The sequence below is a fragment of the Gilliamella sp. wkB18 genome, from assembly GCF_001690875.1.
Taxonomy (GTDB): Bacteria; Pseudomonadota; Gammaproteobacteria; order Enterobacterales; family Orbaceae; genus Gilliamella; species Gilliamella apicola_A.
Genome location: NZ_LZHM01000110.1, coordinates 64723 through 85147, shown reverse-complemented (window position 1 = coordinate 85147; position 20425 = coordinate 64723). Strand labels below are relative to the sequence as shown.

Below are 20425 nucleotides of genomic sequence, written 5' to 3'. Positions count from 1 at the left end.
GTATAGTATGTTCGGTTATTTGCCCATAAATTGACTAAGTTTTGAATCATTATCAAATTTTTTAAGCGATTGCCGTAATTTTCACTCCAACTTTCGGCAATATTGGCGGTGTCATCGGCGGTAAAACGGATAAACTGCCCACCATGAATCGATGGGTAGTAGTAGTTTGCAATTTGGGTTAATTGTGATTTTAGCCATGCGTTGTCTTCTTTGCTCGCTACTTCTTGCAGAAATTGCATTCGAAATGGTTCAAAAAAGGGGTAATAACGCCGATGCAATGCATTGGCAATGGTATTGCCAATATTGATTAGTTGTTTTGCCAGTACCGATGGTTTAAGGTCTGTAACAATATAAGCACAAATATAACGCTTTGACTCAAAACATTCGTTTGCTGCTTCAAAGCCAATTCTATCCAATATTGGGCTTTCTAAAAATTCATCGGGTTCGGCAAGTTTAACCAGTGTTGGGCAGACGCTTGGGTCATAATCTAAATCCGAACGTAAAACTTGCGTGAGTTTTTTTTCGCTAAATGGGTTGCCTTCACCAAATAGGTCTATTAACCCTTCTTTTGATAATGGTTCAACTGGGTTAAGGGCGACGATGTTATCAACCAATAAGTAACGATATTTAGATAAGTTGTTGGTATTGTTTAATTCAAAAATCATTATTTCTTATATATTTCCTTTTTTCCATTTAAAGTAATATTTCTTTTTTATCCAATTTACTGTTGCTGATGTATTTTGAAATATTTTTAATAAAATAGTATTTAATATAAAAATGATGAGTATCGAATTTGTATAGCGATAGCTTGGAATTAATTAATAAGCCAAACCATAAAGGGAAAAAATAGAGTTTATTATGTATAAGAGTATTCAAATTAATCAATACAATGCTGCACAATGAGTGAAATCGATATATCAACAACTCTATTAACCTTACGCTTACTACTGACCTTATAATATTTCAATTATCAGCAATGATAATTAAAAACGCAAAAATTACACTTTTTTTACCTATTTTGCAATATTTACTTTTATTTAATATTTCGATTTAGTTTATTTATGGAAAGTATCTTTTATTAAAAATCTATAGCTTAAAGAAAACCACAAAGAAGAGGTATCCCGCTTTTTAATTAGATATAAGCAGGCTAAAATTGGTTAAATAGTGGGGAACTTGATTTTTTATAACCAGTGATTTTATCCAAGATATAATAGACTAAATGTTATTAATATTATCGCTTGGCTTTAATTTGTTTTATATTGTTTCGTATCAATTGTTAATATGCATAAAACCCTAATGTTTTTGAATAAAAGGATGAGTCTTTATCTTTATCCATTAGCACAATAATTGCCGTTGGTCTGTGTATTTGTTGCCTTAGTTTTGCTAAGCTCTGTTGGTCTAGTTGGGGGATGTCTTTTTTTATTTTTTCCCATTTTTTAAGGCTAATTCCAATACGACTTTGTTCCCATGCGTATTTATCACTATTAGTGCAGTACGGTATTATTTTGTCTTGTTCTTTATAAGCTAAATAGAGATTAACACTAGGTTCTGTTAAGCGGGTGGAGAGTTCAACTTCTTTATCCCATTCTTGACTTAGGTTGCCACGGCTATAACCGTCGTTAAACTTTAAGACACTTTGTTTGGCGATAGATGATTCGCTATATTTCCGTCCTGTTGCTTTATCATGCACTTCTTGTAAACCTGTTGGTGGTATTTTATCTTCACTATAGACTGACTCAATTAACAATCGTGCGTCTTCTGGCATTTTGATAACCTTTTGTTTGCGCAAAATGTTTTGGGTAAACCACAAATAGGCATGATCAGAATAGACGTAGCTAGTATTGCGGAAAGGTGCATCATCGAGCCAATCTTTATTAGGCTCTTCTTGCCAAGTTGGGGCTAGTATTGTTAATGTTGGTTTATCACGATCATCTTCAAGCTTAGTTTTATTAAACGGTTTGATATTGCCTTGGCTGTCACGAATATGACGTTGCAAGCGACCTGCGCGTTGAATGAGTAAATCAATCGGGGCTATATCGCTAATCATTTCGTCAAAATCAAGATCTAAGGATTGTTCAATCACTTGTGTGGCGATGATTACTTTTCCTGATCGAATCTGATGATTAGATGTTTTGCCTGCCCATTGCAAGGTTTTTTGTTCAATTTCGATTCGATCACAATAAGCAAAACGGCTATGGAATAGTAAAATAGCGTTGGTATCTAAATTTAATTCAAGTTGAAGTTGAAGTTGTTGATACAAAGTAATGGCATCACTGACACTGTTTTTGATCCAACAAATGATTTTTCCTTGTGCTAATGCTTGGTGTATTTTACTTATTCCTGCGTCGGTATTGCTGATCCAGTCAATATTTACCTGACGTTTAACTTCTTCTCTTGTGGCAATGGCTTGTTCAGTTAAACCTTGATGATTAAGTTGTGTCATTAGTGGAAAAGGTAAGGTTGGGTTTAACATTATACTTTGTTTATTGTTAGTTAATCCTCTATAAAAAGCATTAAGCAGTTTTTCACGTAAAAAATAAGGTAAGGTAGCCGTCAAAATTATAGCACTGCCACCTTGTAAAGCGTGATAATGTAATAAGACTTCCAATAATTTAACCATATAACTGTCATACGCATGGACTTCATCTAATATAAGCAATTTGTGTCGTAAACCTAATAAGCGTAATGATTGATGTTTAAATGGCATCACCGCCATTAAGGTTTGATCTAATGTACCGACACCAACTTCAGCTAATAAGGATTTTTTGCGCGTGTCGACAAACCATTCATTACATTCAGCGCTAATTGTTTGCTCACCTTTTGGGTAGTGTTGTTCGCTATTCTCGTCTCTGTTTAATATCGAATCAGTAAAGTTCGGGTTCATATCGCTGTTTCCATGGGATAAAACAAGAGAAGGATGACTATCCGGTTGATATAACTGTCCATATACACTTGCCATACGTTGATAAATCGCATTTGCAGTTGCTTGCGTTGGCAAGCCAATATAAATCCCCTGTGCTTTTTTTGCCGACATGAGTTTGTGCGCTAAGATCATCGATGCCTCGGTCTTGCCTGCTCCAGTCACATCTTCCATAATAAATAATTCCGCACCATGATCAGATAATTGACAAGAAAATGCTTGTTGTTGCAGTGGTGTTGGTTTTTCAATAAATGGAAATAAGGTTTTAATACTTGTGAAAGGTGCAATTGGTGATGATTTTGGTAAGGATGCTACGGCTTTTTCTGCCTGAATAATGGCATGGTTTTGCCAATATTGAGTGAGTGGCATTGCGTTTGAACAAAATGGGAAAAATTGTTTGTTAGATCCTAACCAATCACTAATAACTGTTAAGGCTGCAATTAGCCAACTAGTTTGTTTAAGCCTGTTGCGTATAGTTTTATCAAAAAAATAAGAAGGGTAGTGATTTAATTTATTATCAATAATAAATAGTTGATTAATCGCGTTGATATATTCAAGTGATGCTTGTTTGTCTTGTTTATTAAAAGATGAATTACCATTTGCACTAATCAATGGCGGCTTGCCATGATGCCCTGTCATAATGGGTAACCAGATATCAAAAAACAGGGTGATATCTCGATTATGGTTATCAAGCAGAATTTCTGTTTTATTTCTAAGAAATTCATTCCATAACCAAAAACCAAGTGAGTCATGTCTGGTTGTGTATTGTTTAGTTGGATCGGCGGCTACAAGCATTGGGTTATTATGCTTAAATAATTGCTGAAATCCATTAGCAAATTTGCCAATATCATGCCAAGATAAAAAATAGGCAAACCAAAGTGCGCTCTTTTCATTATCTTCTTGGGAGAAACCAATTTGTTCAAAAAGTTCAGCAGAATTGAAATAATTTTGTTTTACAATTTGATATCCACAAGCCGCTACATCTAAATTATGATAAGCAAGTAAATGATAACTATCGCTATCAGAACTTTGATGACATTTTCCCCAATATTGATAATACAGCTCACTCATTATACTTTTTATTCCTATATAACTTTTATTCGGTGTTACTTTTAAACGATAACGTATTGCAATATAAACTTTAATTAAATTAAGTTTTAACTTTTTATTAATCTAATTTTTGGGTATTAATTGGCTATTATTAATAAGACTCAATTTAAGTTATCTTATTTTAGATTATGCTTGATAAAAAGTTAAAAGTTAAAAGTTAAAAGTTAAAAGTTAAAAGTTAAAAGTTAAAAGTTAAAAGTTAAAAGTTAATCATGGTATATCAGTTGCTTAATATAGCGTTGTTTATGTAAAAATATAAAGCGGTTTTTTGCTAACATTTTTATTTAACATTAATTTTATCAATTAGGTTTTGCTCATTTAGTTGAAGTTTGGCAAAATAGAGCGAATTAAATAAGTAGAATTAATATTGTTTTTCGTGTTTATTAAGTAAATTAATAGGGTTATGCAATTAGTATTTGTGCAATATTATGTTTTAAACAGGGATTAAATTAGAGTGATTAATCGAATTAAACCAAAAATACAAGCGATACTCATCTTAAGTTGCATGAGTGGATTTGCTATTCTTTCTTCCCCTGTTTTCGCTAATGAAGAGCTAAAGCTTTTAAATAATATAGTACAACCAGTACAGCCGAGCGAAAAAATTTATTATAAAACAGTCTTTTCACTTTCAGGTCAACCAAAGTATCCTGATAATTTTCAACATGTTGATTATGTCAATCCTAATGCACCTAAAGGTGGCGTAATTAAAATGGCTGAAGTTGGGGCTTTTGATAATTTGAATCGCTATGCTAGCCGTGGGGCACCTGAACGAAACTCAGGCGCGTTATATGACACGCTTTTTACCAATACGGCTGATGATATTACCAGTTTTTATCCACTTATTGCGACGTCAATAACTTATTCTGATAGTTATCGTTGGGCAGAAATTACTATTAATTCCAACGCTCGTTTTCAAGATGGAAAAACAATAACTGCCCATGATGTTGAGTTTACCTTTCATAAATTTATGACTGAAGGTGTGCCTCAGTATCGTGTTTATAATAAAGGTATTACAGTTAAGGCAATAGATGATGAGCATGTGCGGGTTGATATTCCCGATTCCGATCGTGAAAAACTCCTTTCGTTTGTTGGTAGTATGCGCGTTATGCCTAAACATTTTTGGAAAGATCATGATCTTTCTGAACCATTAATTACGCCACCTATTGGTAGTGGTCCTTACTACATTAGTGATTATAAATTAGGGCAATATGTTGTTTATCGACGTAATCCAGATTATTGGGCGCGTGATTTACCCATTAATAAAGGCTTAGATAATTTTGACGAAAAACGCATTGATTATTATATGGATGATAATGTTTCACTAGAAGCCTTTAAAGCAGGTGAATATGATTTGCGTGCTGAAGATCAACCTAAAAACTGGTTTACTCAATATCAAGGTCGGTATTTTGATTCTAATTATATTATTAAACAAGAAAAACCAGTTCAAACAGCTACCGATACTCGGTGGCTTGCGTTTAATTTACAAAAAGATCTATTTAAAGATATTAAAGTTCGTGAAGCAATTACCTTAGCATTTGATTTTGAATGGCTAAATCATGCCTTTTATTATGACAGTTACAAAAGACCTTATAGCTTTTTTGAAAATACCATTTATGCCGCAACTGGTACACCTAGCGAGCAAGAATTAAAATGGCTTAATGCCTATAAAGATATTATTCCAAAACGTGCTTTCGGTAATGCCTATTATTTGCCAAAAAGCGATGGTCAGGGCTTTAATCGTGATAATTTATTAAAGGCGGCTGAATTACTAAAACAAGCGGGCTGGGAAATTAAAGACGGTAAGCTGATTAACACTAAAACACATCAGCCATTTGAATTTGAACTAATCAGTTACCTTGGTAGTGATATTAAATATGCCATTCCCTTTCAACAAAATTTAGCGCGTTTGGGGATCACCATGAAAATTACTTTATTAGATTCTGCGCAACATTTACGGCGTGTTCGTGAGCGTGATTATGATATGGTGACTCGTAATTATTATGCCGTCAATTACCCAAACTCTAATTTGCAGATACTTTGGGGGAGCGAGTATCTTAATTCATCTTGGAACGCATCGGGTTTGCATAACAAGGCGATTGATGCCATTATTGCTGAAATCACCAAGCATGTGGATAATCAAGAAGAATTAGTCCCGTTAGGACGAGCGCTTGATCGTATTTTAACGCAAGAATATCCAATGATTCCAATGTGGTATAACAGTAAAACGTATTATGCATACTGGAATAAATTTGGGCAACCAGCTATACAACCGACTTATTCAATCGGGGTTGATAGCTGGTGGTATGATGCTAATAAAGCAGCTAGCCTGCCTAAAAATCGGGAACATTAATATGCTAAATTATCTTATTCGCCGCTTGTTGTTGATTATTCCAACATTGTTTGTGATTTTAACTATCAACTTTTTTATTGTACAAGTTGCGCCTGGTGGACCCGTTGATCAGGCTCTTGCTATGATTGAAAACGGACCGCAAGCAGGGCAAGGGCTATTGCCTGGGAGTGGTGGCTCATCTACGCCAGTGCAGCAATATAAAAATGAATCAAATTATCGCGGTTCACGCGGACTTGATCCCCAAGTTGTCGCAATGATAGAAAAGCAGTACGGCTTTGATAAACCGATATTTGAACGTTATATCGAAACACTAAAGAAATATATATTATTTGATTTTGGTAATAGTTTTTTTAAAAGTGAATCGGTACTAGGTTTAATTGCCAAAAGTTTACCTGTTTCAATTTCATTGGGATTATGGAGTACTTTGATTGTTTATCTCATTTCAATCCCGTTAGGCATTTGCAAAGCAGTGAAAGATGGTTCTGCATTTGATTTTTGGTCAAGTACATTAATTATTATTGGCTATGCGATACCTGCTTTTTTATTGGCAGTTTTATTGATCGTATTATTTGCTGGTGGTAGTTATTGGGATATTTTTCCTCTACGTGGGCTAATATCAAACCATTTTGATCAACTCGATTTTTGGGGCAAAATAAAAGACTATGCATGGCACATCTGTTTACCCACTATTGCAATGGTTATTGGCGGTTTTGCATCACTCACCATGCTAACTAAAAATTCATTTTTAGATGAAATCCGCAAACAATATGTAATAACCGCACGTGCTAAAGGATTAAGTGAAAGAAAAATTTTATATAAACATGTTTTTCGCAATGCAACATTACTGATTGTATCAGGCTTTCCTGCAGCTTTTGTTGGTATTTTATTTACTGGTTCATTATTGATTGAAATTATCTTTTCGCTTAATGGACTTGGGCTATTGGGATATGAGGCAATTATACAACGTGATTACCCAGTGATTTTTGGTTCATTGTATATCTTTACATTAATCAGCCTTATTACTAAATTATTATCTGATTTATCTTATATGATGATTGACCCACGTATTGACTTTGAGGCTCGCAACTAATGACCACCCATTATTCTATTAATCAACAGCGTTGGCAACGATTTAAACAGAATCGTCGTGGTTATTACTCACTTTGGTTATTTATGATCTGTTTTGTGATTAGCTTATTTGCTGATTTTATTGTTAACGATAGACCCATTTTTATTAAATATCAGGACAATTATTATTCGCCGATTTTTCATTTTTACCCAGAAACGGAATTTGGTGGACAATTAGCCACGCAAACTAACTTTCTTGATCCTGCTGTACAAAATAAAATAGAAGCTAATGGCTGGATTTTATGGGCGCCATTTCGTTATAGCTACAATACATTAATTTATGATACATCAAACACGTTTCCAACGCCGCCTTCGGCATCACATTGGTTAGGCACCACCGATGCAGGTTTCGATGTATTTGCCAATATTTTATACGGTTTTCGAATATCTATGTTTTTTGCGATTTTCTTGACGATTTTTACTTCAATTATTGGTGTCATTTTTGGGGCTATACAAGGCTATTATGGAGGTAAAATTGATCTAATCGGTCAACGTTTCATAGAAATATGGAGTGGGTTACCTGAGCTATTTGTTATTATTCTATTAGCCAGTATTTTACCGCTTAATTTTTGGTGGTTATTAGGTATTACCGTATTATTTGGTTGGATGGCTTTAGTAGGTGTAGTACGTACTGAATTTTTGCGTACTCGCAATTTTGATTATATTCGTGCAGCTAAAGCGATGGGAGTTAGTGACACTAAAATTATGTTTCGTCATATTTTGCCTAATGCCATGGTGGCAACATTAACCTTTCTACCTTTTATACTTTGTGGCTCGATAACAACACTAACAGCGCTAGATTTTTTAGGTTTTGGTTTACCGATTGATGCGCCATCACTAGGACGATTATTACTACAAGGTAAAAACAATCTACAAGCTCCTTGGCTTGGTATCAGTTCATTTTTAGTTATTGCAACTTTACTGTCACTGCTTATTTTTATTGGTGAAGCAGTAAGAGATGCATTTGATCCAAACAAAGGAGTGTATTAATGAGTTCTCTTTTATTATCCGTTCAGGATTTAAGTGTTGCATTTAAACGTGGTACGCATTTACTATCGCAAGTAGTAAGTAATGTTAGTTTTGATATTAATGAGCAAGAAACACTTGCGCTAGTGGGTGAATCTGGCTCTGGAAAAAGTATTACTGCGCTATCTATTTTACGTTTATTAGGTAAAGAACAGGTGGTATACCCGACGGGCGATATTTTGTTTGAAGAAAAATCATTGTTACATGCGCAAGACAAAGAACTTCGGAAAGTTCGTGGTAATGAAATTAGTATGATCTTCCAAGAACCGATGGTGTCATTAAATCCTTTACATACAGTTGAAAAACAGCTTTACGAAGTCCTTGCATTGCATCGAGGTATGAGCCGCCAGAATGCACGTAGTGAGATTTTGCAATACCTTGATCGTGTAGGCATTAGGGAATCAAAAAGTAAATTATCAGCTTATCCTCATCAACTATCTGGTGGCGAAAGGCAGCGTGTAATGATTGCCATGGCTATATTAACGCACCCTAAATTATTGATTGCTGATGAACCGACAACAGCACTTGATGTATCTGTTCAGGCGCAAATTATTCAGTTATTAAAAGAGTTAAAGAAAGAATTGAATATGAGCATGCTGTTTATTTCACATAATCTTGGTATTGTGAAAAAACTAGCTGATAAAGTAGCTGTTATGCAACAAGGCGAAATTGTTGAATACAATAATAAACAGCGTATTTTTTTACGCCCGCAGCATACCTATACACAAACATTATTGAATTCAGAGCCTAGTGGCGATCCAGTGTCACTGCCAGATACACCGGGTATACTACTTAATGTTAATCATCTTAATGTCGAGGTGATTACTCAAAAACGGCTATTTAGTAATAAAAAAAAGAAAATTATCGACAACGTTGGCTTTTCAGTGCACCAAGGTGAATCGCTTGGTATCGTTGGGGAATCAGGTTCAGGAAAAAGCACAACAGTGTTGGCTATTTTACGTCTGATAAACTCTCAAGGTGAAATCGTATTTGATAGTCATCCAATACAAAATTTAACGGGAAAAAAATTGTTACCATTTCGTAGTCGTATCCAAGTGGTGTTTCAAGATCCATTTTCTTCTCTTAATCCCCGTCTTAATGTTGAGCAAATTATTAGTGAAGGGTTAAAAACTCATAAAAAACTTAGCAAATCCGAACGTGAGCAAGCTGTAGTTGATATTATGCAAGAAGTTGGCTTAGATCCGCAAATTCGTTATCGTTATCCAACCGAGTTTTCAGGTGGGCAGCGTCAACGAATAGCCATTGCAAGAGCATTAATTTTGAAACCTGAGTTATTAATTTTAGATGAACCTACTTCATCTTTAGATCATACAATGCAACAGCAAATTTTAAATCTGCTTAAATCATTGCAAGAGAAGTATCAGTTAAGTTATATATTCATCAGTCATGATTTAGCTGTGGTTTACTCAATGTGTCATCAAGTGATAGTCATGAAAGACGGTAAAGTTATTGAGCAAGGCTCGCATGATAAGATCTTTTTTGAACCAGAAAGTGAATATACTAAAACATTACTGTCATTTTTAGATAAGTCGTTTTTCTTAAAAGCAAAAAATAAAACATTTATTTATTCTGATAAGACCAATGAACAACAGGATAAAGATGATAAAAAACAGAAAAATAAAATAAATTGGGGGGATGCGCTGTTAATGCGTAAGGAATAAAGCAAATCAATAATGATGTGTTGATAACTGATTTAACCAAATAAATTTATCGGAAAATTATGCAAAAAAAAATACTCTCTTTATTATTAATACCGTGTTTATCTTTGATTTCGTTAAATGCAATGGCATTATCATGTGGTGATAATGCCGATCAAAATACTGTTGAAGCAAACAATTATATTTTTCAACTATTTGATTATATTGATTTGCCTGTAAAAGGTATTAAGCAAGAAACCACAACGACAATCACAAAAGACGAAAATACAAATCAAACAATAGCAAATCACACATTGGATTATGACCCAAATGGACTAATTATACAAAGTCACTATGAACTTTATTCGGATAATAATAAGCAGCTGTATTCCGAATATTTGCAAAAGATTGATACAGGCTGGGAAAACATTATTGAAGATTTTGAAGATAAAACTAACAGCATCACTCAATTCACTACAGATACACAAGGTAAAATTATTCAGTCGCATCAAGTGAAAAAAGCTGTTAATTTTATTTTTATTCAAAACGATAGTTATCAATATGACAGCAACAATTGCTTGATTAATAAAAAGGTAAGATGGCAACTTAAAGAAACCGATATCAATGGTCAATATACTGATAAAGCTTTAAAAGGTAACTCTGTTTTTACTTATAACTATCAAGATCAAAAACTTTCTAAATTTGTCTCTCAATTTGGTAAGGATTTGAAAAGTGAAAGTGATTTTTTATACCAATATGATAATAATCACCGCTTAAGCGCAATACAGTCTTTTTACTCTTCATCTGGTAAAAGATCGATCCATTATGCAACTAATTTCTTAACCTTTAACGATAAAAACGATTGGTTAACAGCCAGTAAAGTAAGGAAAGATCAAAATAATAAACAGGCAAATATTATTAGAAAAGTGACTTATTATTAAATTTTCTAATTAATAAGCGTTATTTTAGGAATAACGCTCATTTCCATTTAGCCATAAAACAAACAGTTATACTCTAACAAACAAAATATAGATTGCATGTAAAGTCCAAGCCAATGCGATGCCATATGCTAGAAAGTTTTCGCGTTTAGGGGAGATTTTAAAATGGTGTAAAATGGTTAAAATCTGCTTCAATCCATACCAGATTGGTAATGAAATCATTAATAATAAAAAAACTTTGCCAAAGTCAGTATTTGCTAATTTTAAAATATAAGAACGGGTTCTAGCATCACCTAAAGGAATAATAAATCCCATGATAATAATTACAACTGGAACAAAAATAGCTGCCCATGTGCTACCTAAATTAAATAACCCTTGGATAATACGATTTCTTGAGCATTGCTTTTGTTTTTCTTGAATTTTCATTATTTAATCTACTTAACTTAATACCACTATAATTAACCATGCCGATCCCATTATTGTTATTAACCATAAGCTAGCAATAAGTAAAAAGGATTGAGGTTTACTTTTAAACATTAATAGGTTAGGCATCTGTTTAAACCACATTAAGCTATGCGCTAGCGCCAATAGTAACGCAACACTATTAAGTATAATCACAATGGGTTTTTGCAAAAAAAAGATGAATCGATAAAACTCATCTTGCCCAGCGGCATTAGTGTACATACAAATCACGCCATAGGTTAGAACAAAACTAACCCAAATCATCGAAAAGGGAGTTAACTTGATAAAGATTGAAAAAAACAAATGCATTTTGGTTTCTATGTGATTAGTGCTAGAGCTAGAAGGCGTATCTATGCTGCCTTGGTTATCTGTTAGTGGGTATTTATCGTTACCTTTTTGATTCATAACTTTCTCAACATTACATTTTATTTATCTGTGATCAGTAATTAAATGTCGTTTATAACGGTAGCGCTTATAGTTTGCAATTATAATGCTTACTTGACTTGAAATCACTAATACTAAGCTAATAATTATATAGATTTTAATAGGGTAATGTTACGCATTATGTGCTTCATCTTTTAAATTTTTTTATGAAAATTAAATGTAAAAAAATTTAAAATGTATTATATTTATAACCTGTATGAATTATTAGCTGTAAGTATTTATTTGGAGTATTATAATTTGTCTACTTTATCTTTATTAGACGAAAAATGGATACCGGTTGTTCATTTTGATGGTCATATTAGTAAAATAAGTCCCAGCCAGTTAGTTGATGAAACCATTTCAGATTTAGCCTATTTCAGACGCGATTTTCAAGGTGCCGCTTATCAATTTCTTATCGGTTTGCTACAAACTACTTTTGCCCCAGACGATAATGATGAGTGGTATGAATATTGGGATAATGGTATTAAACAATCTCAATTAGACTCAGCTTTTAAACCTGCTGAGCTTGCTATGCAATTTGGGGCAGCTAAACCAGCTTTTATGCAAGACTTTAATAAGTTAAAAGGCAGTAAGGTATCGATAGCTGGCTTGTTAGTTGAAGCGCCAGGTGAAAATGCATTAAAGAAAAATACCGATCACTTTATTAAACGTGATTTTGTTAAAGGTATTTGTCCGCACTGTGCGGTAATTGCGCTATTTACTTTACAAACTAATGCACCATCTGGTGGGGTTGGGCATCGTGTTAGTTTGCGTGGTGGTGGACCTATCACTACCTTAATAATGCCAGAATGTAATCAATCTACCCCATTATGGAAAAAATTATGGTTAAACGTTATACCATTAGATGACGAAGAAAAACCACAACAATTTGATGATTCGGTCTTCCCTTGGCTCAGTGCTACAAAAACCAGTGAAGCACCAGGAAATTTAAGTGTTTTTCCTGAACAAGCCAATTATTGTCAAGCCTACTGGGGGATGCCGCGTCGAATAGAGCTTGATTTTGAACAAACCGAACAAGGACAATGTGATCTTTGTGGAGCGGCTTCATCTACACTTATTACTCAATACCAAACTAAAAATTACGGTACTCAATATCAAAATTGGCGACATCCGTTAACTCCTTATCGGACTGACATCAAAACAGGTGCACCGATTGCTATAAAGGGGCAACCGGGTGGTTTAATATATCGAGATTGGTTAGGTATGGTCAGTATAAATGATAATATGCAATCAGCCAGAGTGATATCCACGCATTATGGTCGTAGATTACAATCGAGTGATAAATATCATTTATGGTGTTTTGGTTATGATTTTGAGAATATGAAAGTACGTTGCTGGTATGAACATACTTTCCCTTTTTATCTTGATTTAGCTGATCCTGATTCTGATATCAAAGAATTAATTGAGCGGGCATTAGATCTTAGTAAAGATACCTTGCCGATATTGCGTAAGGCCATGACTAGTATAAAAAAAGAGTCAAGTTACTTAGATATTGCTTATTGGAAGGAAACAGAATTTCCATTCTATCAATTGGTCAAACAGCTTATTGCCGAAAAAGATAATCCAGAAGGTCGGCTACCTTTATTGAATAGTTGGGCAAAGACTTTGCTAACTTATATTACTCAAACTTATGATAAAGCCGCTTTTGGTGATCCTGATCAGACATTTAAATTTATTAAAGATAACAATAGCAACCAAAAGGTGTTTTGCCAAATTAGTGCGAGAGAAAGATTGCTCACAGATTTTAATAAACTTAAGTATTTTAAAAAAATTAAAGAAAACAAATAGTCTTGCTTGTAGAAATGGAGAACAATATGTCAAACAACCTTATCAAAAAAACAATTGTACTTAATGAAAGCCATAAAAAAATTATTGATGAATGGTTTTCGATGCTACAACAACGACTATATAACTTCAACGGTGGTACTTATAATGGGCGAAAGCTTCGCGCAGAATTACGTCGATCATCGTCGCTTTATGCAGTAATGTTACAAGAAGGCTATATGATTTTAGCTGATGCATTATTTAATGAAAGTAGTGCATTGTCCTCAAAACCGATTTATCAACAGGCATTGGCTCAATTTACGAGGGTTGCTGCATTTGCTGATGCAAATAATGGAAAGGAGGCTTTTGCCGCACAACTAAGTGAAAGAGTTAAGAGTGGAGAACGTAATTTTTTATCTTGTTTGCGTTTTGAACAACTTTTAGCAAGTCAAACACCTGAAGAATTTTGCATTCGCTTAATTCGTGCTGTAAAAATGAGGGGTGAAAAAGGCGTAAATCTTTTTTCCCTGGCTGATGGCATCTTTTTATGGATGCAAGAGTGGCACGATCGTCAGCAAAATTTACCACGTAATACTGATCCATTTAAACGTCTTTCTGTTCGTTGGGCAATGGATTACAACTCAACTAAAAAACAATCTAAGGAATAACTATTATGAGTACATTTATTCAATTACATTTATTAACTGCTTATGCGCCTTCTAATCTGAATCGTGACGATTTAGGACGACCAAAAACGGCCAAAATGGGGAATAGTAATCGTTTACGTATTTCATCACAAAGTTTAAAAAGAGCATGGCGAACATCGGAATACTTTTATCAATCTTTAAGCGATAACATCGGTATTCGCTCTCGACGATTTGCAAGAGAATTGGTTTACAAACCGATGGTTGAACAGGGTATTGTTGATAAAATAGCCAAAGAAAGTGCCATTAAAATAGCGGAGCAATTTGGTAAATTAAAAAAAGAGAAAACTCCAAAAGATCCATTGGATAATTTGGATATTGAACAATTGGTACATATTAGTAACGATGAACAACGAGCGATAGCTCAATTGGTTGAACAGCTGATCAACGAAAAAAGAGTACCAACTGATGACGAAGTAAAATTATTACGTAAACAAAATAGTAGTATTGATATTGCGCTATTTGGACGAATGTTAGCTGACAGCCCATCGTTTAGTGTGGAAGCTGCGTGCCAAGTTTCTCATGCTTTAGGTGTAAGTTCCGTTACCATTGAAGATGATTTTTTTACTGCTGTCGATGATTTAAACAACAAAGATGTAGATGCAGGATCGGCTCATTTAGGAGAGCGTGCTTTTGCTTCAGCACTCTTTTACACTTATATCTGTATAAGCCGTGATCTGCTACTTGAAAATTTAAATGGCGATGAAGCATTGGTTGAAAAAACACTTAAAGCCTTAACTGAATCTGCAACAAAAGTAGCACCATTGGGTTTGCAAAACAGCTTTGCATCTCGTGCTTATACTTCTTATTTACTCATTGAAAAAGGGACGCAGCAACCTAGATCGCTTGCTGTGGCTTATTTTAAAGCTATTTGTAGCGAAGATTTGGTTAACGACGCTATTACGCGTTTAGAACAACAACTGGATAAGTTTGATAAGGTATATGGTCAATGTGCTGATAGCCGATATGTGCTTAACACTGAAACAGGTACAGGAACCTTAACCGATGCATTAGATTTTGTTGTGCAAAAATAAGGAGCAGACAAGGTGATAAAACATCTTATTTTTCAAATTTATGCGCCTTTAACCTCGTGGGGAGAACATGCTGTTGGTGAAGTACGCCACAGCAATATTATTCCTTCCCGCTCTGCTTTATTAGGCTTAGCGTCGGCAGCATTAGGTATTCGGCGCGATGATAAGCATATCGAAACCTTTAATCGGCATTATCATTTTGCTATTCGCCCTTTTATTGCCAATAACAGTTGGTTCAGGGATTTTCATACTCTTCAGGCGCCAAGGGCTAATAAAAAAGAACCCCTTTATACCCGTTTTGATGAAATTCGCCGAAATCCGAAAGAGTTAGAAACTTTGCTTACGCATCGCGAATATTATAATGATGTTTATTATCAAATTGTAATGACTGAAACCGAAAAGGCACCTTATTGTGTTGAGCAAATACAGCAGGCATTATTAACGCCAGAATTTCCACTTTATATAGGCAGGAAAAATTCACCACTAGCGTTACCTTTATCGCCTGTTATCTATGAAGGTACGCTCAGCGATGCTTTTGTTTATGCAGATAAATATTATCGACAACATCATCACAACGATCCTGTTATTTGTGATTTAATCGAAAGCGTTGCTGATGAATACTATTGGGAACATGCCGATCAAGAGGCTAATTTTGATTTGATTAAAATTCAGCTTCGTCAAGATCAGCCGATTAATCGGCAGCGTTGGCAATTTGAAAATCGCCGACAGTATGTAGGATATTTAAAAAGGAGCGAATAGATGTATTTTTCCCGAGTTACCCTAAAGTTAGATCGGCTTTCTTATCCGATGCAACAAAAAATGCAATCTGCTGGTTCTTATGCACTTCATCAATGGTTATGGCAACTCTTCCCTAATCAAGATAAGCGTTCGTTTTTATTTCGCGAAGAGCAAACAAACAAAGGTCGACAGTATTATCTATTATCAAATGTTGCGCCACTAGCTGAGCACGAACTATTTTTTGTGGAAACAAAACCCTATTCGCCACAATTGACATCAGGATTAGAGTTAATTTTTTCCTTACGTGCTAATCCAGTTGTTGTTAAAAATGGTAAACGTTGTGATGTCATGATGAACGCTAAGTACATTGCTAAAGCTGAGGATAAGGAAAAAAATCTATCTAGTAATGATATAAAAATTTATCAAAATAAAGCTGCACTTGATTGGCTAATTCGGCAGGGAGAAAAACGTGGCTTTTCCTTAAAGCAAAACGACAATCAGACAATTAATTGTGCTATTACTAGCTATAACCTAAACCTTTTAAATAAGGCAAAAAATCTTAAGCCGATTAGGTATAGTAGTGTTGATTTTGAAGGAGTTTTAATTGTCACTGATCCTAAACTATTTTTGGAAACGCTTTATCAAGGCATTGGTAAAAGTAAAGGCTTTGGTTGTGGATTATTCTTGATAAAACGCTATCAATAGGGCATGTAATATGGTGTATGTTCCACTTAACCCTATCCCTTTAAAAAATAGAACATCAATGGTTTTTCTGCAATATGGACAAATTGATGTGTTAGACGGGGCGTTTGTTTTGATAGATCAAACCGGTATTAGAACTCATATTCCAGTGGGTTCTATTGCCTGTATTATGTTAGAGCCAGGTACAAGAGTATCACATGCTGCCGTAAAACTAGCGGCAACAGTGGGAACATTACTCGTTTGGGTGGGGGAAGCCGGCGTGAGGATGTATTCATCAGGTCAACCTGGTGGCGCGCGATCCGATAAATTACTTTACCAAGCAAAATTGGCACTAGATGATGATCTTCGCTTAAAAGTCGTTAAAAAGATGTTTGAATTACGATTTGGTGAACCGGCTCCTAGTCGACGCTCGATTGAGCAATTACGAGGGATTGAAGGTTCACGTGTGCGTGAAACCTATTCATTATTGGCAAAACGCTATCATGTAAAATGGTATGGACGAAAATATGATCCTAAAGATTGGCAAAAGGGGGATACGGTTAATCAATGCATAAGTGCAGCAACTTCTTGTTTATATGGTATAACTGAAGCGGCAATTTTAGCTGCTGGTTATGCGCCTGCAATTGGTTTTGTGCACAGCGGAAAGCCACTTTCTTTTGTATATGATATTGCCGATATAATCAAATTTGATACAGTAGTTCCTATCGCTTTTGAAATTGCAGCTAAAAACAAAATTGACCCTGATCGCCAAGTACGAATAGCTTGCCGTGAAATTTTTAGAAGTCAAAAAACATTGGCAACTTTAATTCCTCTAATTGAAGAAGTACTATCTGCAGGGGGGATTGAACCACCCCTTCCACCTGATGACATACAACCCCCTACCATCCCCGAACCACAATCACTTGCTGATAGTGGTTTTAGGAGTTACTAACTATGAGTATGTGCGTTGTGGTTACCGAAAATGTGCCACCTCGATTAAGAGGTCGTTTAGCTGTATGGTTATTAGAAATTAGAGCTGGTGTTTATATTGGTGATGTACCTCGCCCCATTCGGGAAATGATATGGCAGCAAATCATTGAACTAGCTGAAGAAGGCAATGTTGTCCTTGCGTGGGCAACAAATACCGAATCTGGATTTGATTTCCAAACTTATGGTACAAATAGAAGAGTTCCGGTAGATCTGGATGGGTTAAGATTAGTTTCTTTTTTACCTGTTTAAAATCAATAGGTTAAATTTTTTTAAAATTTTCAAAAACCTGGTAGAATTTATTCATTGCTATAACTCTAAATAAAACAAATAGCTACATTTAGAGTGTTCCCTGTATACACAGGGATAAACCGAAAATTTAACGGGTAAAGATTTATTGTGCGGTGTGTTCCCTGTATACACAGGGATAAACCGAATATCAATCATGCGGTTAGGCTATCTATATAGTGTTCCCTGTATACACAGGGATAAACCGGGATGAATAAAACCCAAATAAAGCCTGTAAAAGTGTTCCCTGTATACACAGGGATAAACCGTTATAGGAAGTGGACACAATGGTACTATGTGTGTGTTCCCTGTATACACAGGGATAAACCGCAGCTCATCGGCATATTGAAAATGAGTTAAATGTGTTCCCTGTATACACAGGGATAAACCGTAATTAGGTATATTATGAGTCAAAACCACAAACTTGTTCCCTGTTTACACAGGGATAAATTCTAAACAACATTAGTTAAAGTTGCTCTAAAATGGCAACGATTTGACCTTGCAAACCTTAAAATTTTTAGTGCGGTTTTAGGTGTTTGAAATATTAATGCTATTTCTTTCTTCAATGCTTGAAATGCCTGAAATTAAAACCGCACAAAACATCGTTAGAGGTTGTCGTTTTGCTATTCTTAATAATAAACAAACCGTTGTTATTAATAGTCATGTCAGCAAAGGGACATTATCTATTTTAGTTTTTAGTTATTTTATGACCAAAATTAATGCCTATTCTTTCAATGAAGTAATAGGTAAAAATGCTAATCAATAATGTTATCAACATGGATACAAGGCTATTTAATAAAAAGTTTCCGCTTTTCATTATTACGCCGTTTATTAGAAATAAAACAAGCCCATGTATTAGATAAAAACTGTAGCTTAATTTACCTAATGTTATGAAGATTTTTGATTTGAGTAGTCCAAATACACTATTGTTGCTTGCAATGAGAATAAATATTAGTCCTAATGCACTTTGAAATATTAACCCTGAATACCCAAATTGTAGTTTAAATACAGCAAAGAGGAAAAACACTAATATAAATAGTGAGGTAATAGGCGATTTGATAATACCTGATTTTAATGGAATTAAATAGTTATTAACAAATAGACTTGCTAGCATTCCAAAGAAGAAAGGTAAAAACAATCTAATGTCTTTTATTTTGCCAAGATTAAATAAAACAATTGTGATAGCTATCCCACAAAAAACAAATAAAATTGCCGTTAATTTTGTTCGAGTGAATATGCTTAAGATAGGTACACATGCGTAAAACTTCCATTCAATGGCTAATGTCCATAACACACCTGCAACAACTAATGATGTAGGTATTAATGCCGATATGGTTTTAATATTTGATAACCCAAATGTTGTCCATGATAAAAAGGCTTGTATCTCTTTTTTAAGTGTTGGAAACTCTGGAATCCCTGTTAAAAAAACTGTAATAAAAACTAGAGCAATAACAAAGTAATATAAAGGAGCGATTCTAAAAAAACGCTTAATAAAAAATTTTATGATGTTTATTTTTCCTTTATTTCTAAGCAATTGGTCAAAAAATAAGAACCCTGTAATCATAAAGAAAAAACTTACACCTAATCCTCCTAAAGATAGAAAACCTATTGCGATTTGTTCATTTAAGTTTTTATCAAAAATTAAAAGCGGCGTGTTGTTGATCCAACCGCCATCCACAAAAAAATACCGCCACGATAATAATGAATGAGATATAAATACAAAAATAGCAGAGATACCACGCAAACCGTCGATAGAGGTGTATTTATTCTCATCTTTGCTTACATTTTCTTTTATGCTTTTTGGTAATAGCAAGTTAAGTATAGCAATAAATAAAAATGGACTTAAAATTATTGCTAATAGGTCATAAAAATGAATGAAATCGTTCATTAACTTAAATCCTAATGATTTTTTAATTATTGTGTTTCTCTTAAATATGTGCAAATTTTATAAACGTTAAACACGGGTAAATTGCTCATATTTAGAAAGAGAGTAAATATTTAACTATTTTGTTAGTGCCAATTATGATACAGGTTTTGTATATATTATCTAGATATATAATTAATTCACTTAGTGGGATCTGATGAAAATTTTCCCATTTTTGATTTTTTGTCTATTCATTATTAAGCTGCTAATTGTGATAGGAGCTAATAAATTTGGTAAAAATAGCGTACAATATGCAATATTAACTGTGTGGT

General features: G+C 34.3%; 16 protein-coding genes, 1 pseudogene and 1 CRISPR repeat array. Of the genes and pseudogenes, 12 read left to right on the top strand and 5 right to left on the bottom strand.

The window, feature by feature from the left end; translation table 11 throughout:
* Window positions 1-665, bottom strand: a pseudogene (locus A9G48_RS10970) (hypothetical protein); the annotation flags it as partial.
* A 611-nt stretch (window positions 666-1276) separates the two neighbouring features.
* Window positions 1277-3991 carry a CRISPR-associated helicase/endonuclease Cas3 gene (locus A9G48_RS10965; RefSeq protein ID WP_065576168.1) on the bottom strand — a complete coding sequence of 905 codons (2715 nt, stop codon included), beginning with the start codon at window positions 3989-3991 and terminating at the stop codon, window positions 1277-1279.
* Between the two features lie 544 nt (window positions 3992-4535).
* On the opposite strand from A9G48_RS10965, the gene A9G48_RS10960 reads away from it, so the two are divergent.
* From A9G48_RS10960 to A9G48_RS10940, 5 genes are read left to right on the top strand one after another with little or no spacing between them, the layout of a single operon-like run.
* Complete coding sequence (locus A9G48_RS10960) at window positions 4536-6380, top strand: extracellular solute-binding protein (protein WP_065576169.1); 1845 nt, start codon at window positions 4536-4538, stop codon at window positions 6378-6380.
* 1 nt (window position 6381) lies between these two features.
* On the top strand, window positions 6382-7470 hold the full coding sequence (locus A9G48_RS10955; RefSeq protein WP_065576167.1) for a microcin C ABC transporter permease YejB: 1089 nt from the start codon (window positions 6382-6384) through the stop codon (window positions 7468-7470).
* Window positions 7470-8498, top strand: coding sequence for an ABC transporter permease (locus A9G48_RS10950; RefSeq protein ID WP_034944516.1), 1029 nt, complete (start codon window positions 7470-7472; stop codon window positions 8496-8498). Before A9G48_RS10955 ends, A9G48_RS10950 begins: the two co-directional genes overlap by 1 nt.
* The gene (gene yejF, locus A9G48_RS10945; RefSeq protein WP_065576166.1) at window positions 8498-10216 is read left to right on the top strand and encodes a microcin C ABC transporter ATP-binding protein YejF; all 1719 of its coding nucleotides are present in this window, start codon (window positions 8498-8500) and stop codon (window positions 10214-10216) included. Before A9G48_RS10950 ends, yejF begins: the two co-directional genes overlap by 1 nt.
* Before the next feature lie 59 nt (window positions 10217-10275).
* Complete coding sequence (locus tag A9G48_RS10940) at window positions 10276-11133, top strand: hypothetical protein (RefSeq protein ID WP_034944513.1); 858 nt, start codon at window positions 10276-10278, stop codon at window positions 11131-11133.
* Window positions 11134-11199: 66 nt separating this feature from the next.
* Here the strand turns inward: A9G48_RS10940 and frdD are convergent, their stop codons facing one another.
* Both frdD and A9G48_RS10930 read right to left on the bottom strand, forming a co-directional pair.
* Complete coding sequence (gene frdD / locus A9G48_RS10935; protein ID WP_051825096.1) at window positions 11200-11556, bottom strand: fumarate reductase subunit FrdD; 357 nt, start codon at window positions 11554-11556, stop codon at window positions 11200-11202.
* Between the two features lie 12 nt (window positions 11557-11568).
* Entirely contained in the window at window positions 11569-11997 is a 429-nt protein-coding gene (locus A9G48_RS10930; protein ID WP_034944508.1) for a hypothetical protein, read from the bottom strand.
* A gap of 276 nt (window positions 11998-12273) precedes the next feature.
* On the opposite strand from A9G48_RS10930, the gene casA reads away from it, so the two are divergent.
* The 7 genes from casA to cas2e are packed head-to-tail and all read left to right on the top strand — an operon-like array spanning window position 12274 to window position 18193.
* Window positions 12274-13824: a type I-E CRISPR-associated protein Cse1/CasA gene (gene casA, locus A9G48_RS10925; protein ID WP_034944868.1), complete on the top strand. Its 1551-nt coding sequence runs from the start codon at window positions 12274-12276 to the stop codon at window positions 13822-13824.
* 26 nt (window positions 13825-13850) lie between these two features.
* Window positions 13851-14468 (top strand): type I-E CRISPR-associated protein Cse2/CasB, encoded by a 618-nt coding sequence (casB, locus tag A9G48_RS10920; RefSeq protein ID WP_034944504.1) that lies wholly within the window; start codon window positions 13851-13853, stop codon window positions 14466-14468.
* Window positions 14469-14473: 5 nt separating this feature from the next.
* Window positions 14474-15538 (top strand): type I-E CRISPR-associated protein Cas7/Cse4/CasC, encoded by a 1065-nt coding sequence (gene cas7e, locus A9G48_RS10915; protein WP_034944501.1) that lies wholly within the window; start codon window positions 14474-14476, stop codon window positions 15536-15538.
* Window positions 15539-15550: 12 nt separating this feature from the next.
* Window positions 15551-16294: a type I-E CRISPR-associated protein Cas5/CasD gene (gene cas5e / locus A9G48_RS10910; protein WP_034944498.1), complete on the top strand. Its 744-nt coding sequence runs from the start codon at window positions 15551-15553 to the stop codon at window positions 16292-16294.
* Window positions 16295-16978, top strand: coding sequence for a type I-E CRISPR-associated protein Cas6/Cse3/CasE (gene cas6e, locus A9G48_RS10905; RefSeq protein ID WP_034944494.1), 684 nt, complete (start codon window positions 16295-16297; stop codon window positions 16976-16978).
* Window positions 16979-16988: 10 nt separating this feature from the next.
* Entirely contained in the window at window positions 16989-17906 is a 918-nt protein-coding gene (cas1e, locus tag A9G48_RS10900) for a type I-E CRISPR-associated endonuclease Cas1e (protein ID WP_034944491.1), read from the top strand.
* A 2-nt stretch (window positions 17907-17908) separates the two neighbouring features.
* The gene (cas2e, locus tag A9G48_RS10895) at window positions 17909-18193 is read left to right on the top strand and encodes a type I-E CRISPR-associated endoribonuclease Cas2e (protein WP_034944488.1); all 285 of its coding nucleotides are present in this window, start codon (window positions 17909-17911) and stop codon (window positions 18191-18193) included.
* 93 nt (window positions 18194-18286) lie between these two features.
* Window positions 18287-18682: a CRISPR direct-repeat array (repeat unit 29 nt; unit sequence GTGTTCCCTGTATACACAGGGATAAACCG).
* A gap of 235 nt (window positions 18683-18917) precedes the next feature.
* Here cas2e and A9G48_RS10890 read toward each other — a convergent pair.
* A complete protein-coding gene (locus A9G48_RS10890; RefSeq protein WP_034944485.1) occupies window positions 18918-20117 on the bottom strand; it encodes an acyltransferase family protein in 1200 nt (399 codons plus the stop codon).
* Between the last annotated feature and the right edge of the window lie 308 nt (window positions 20118-20425).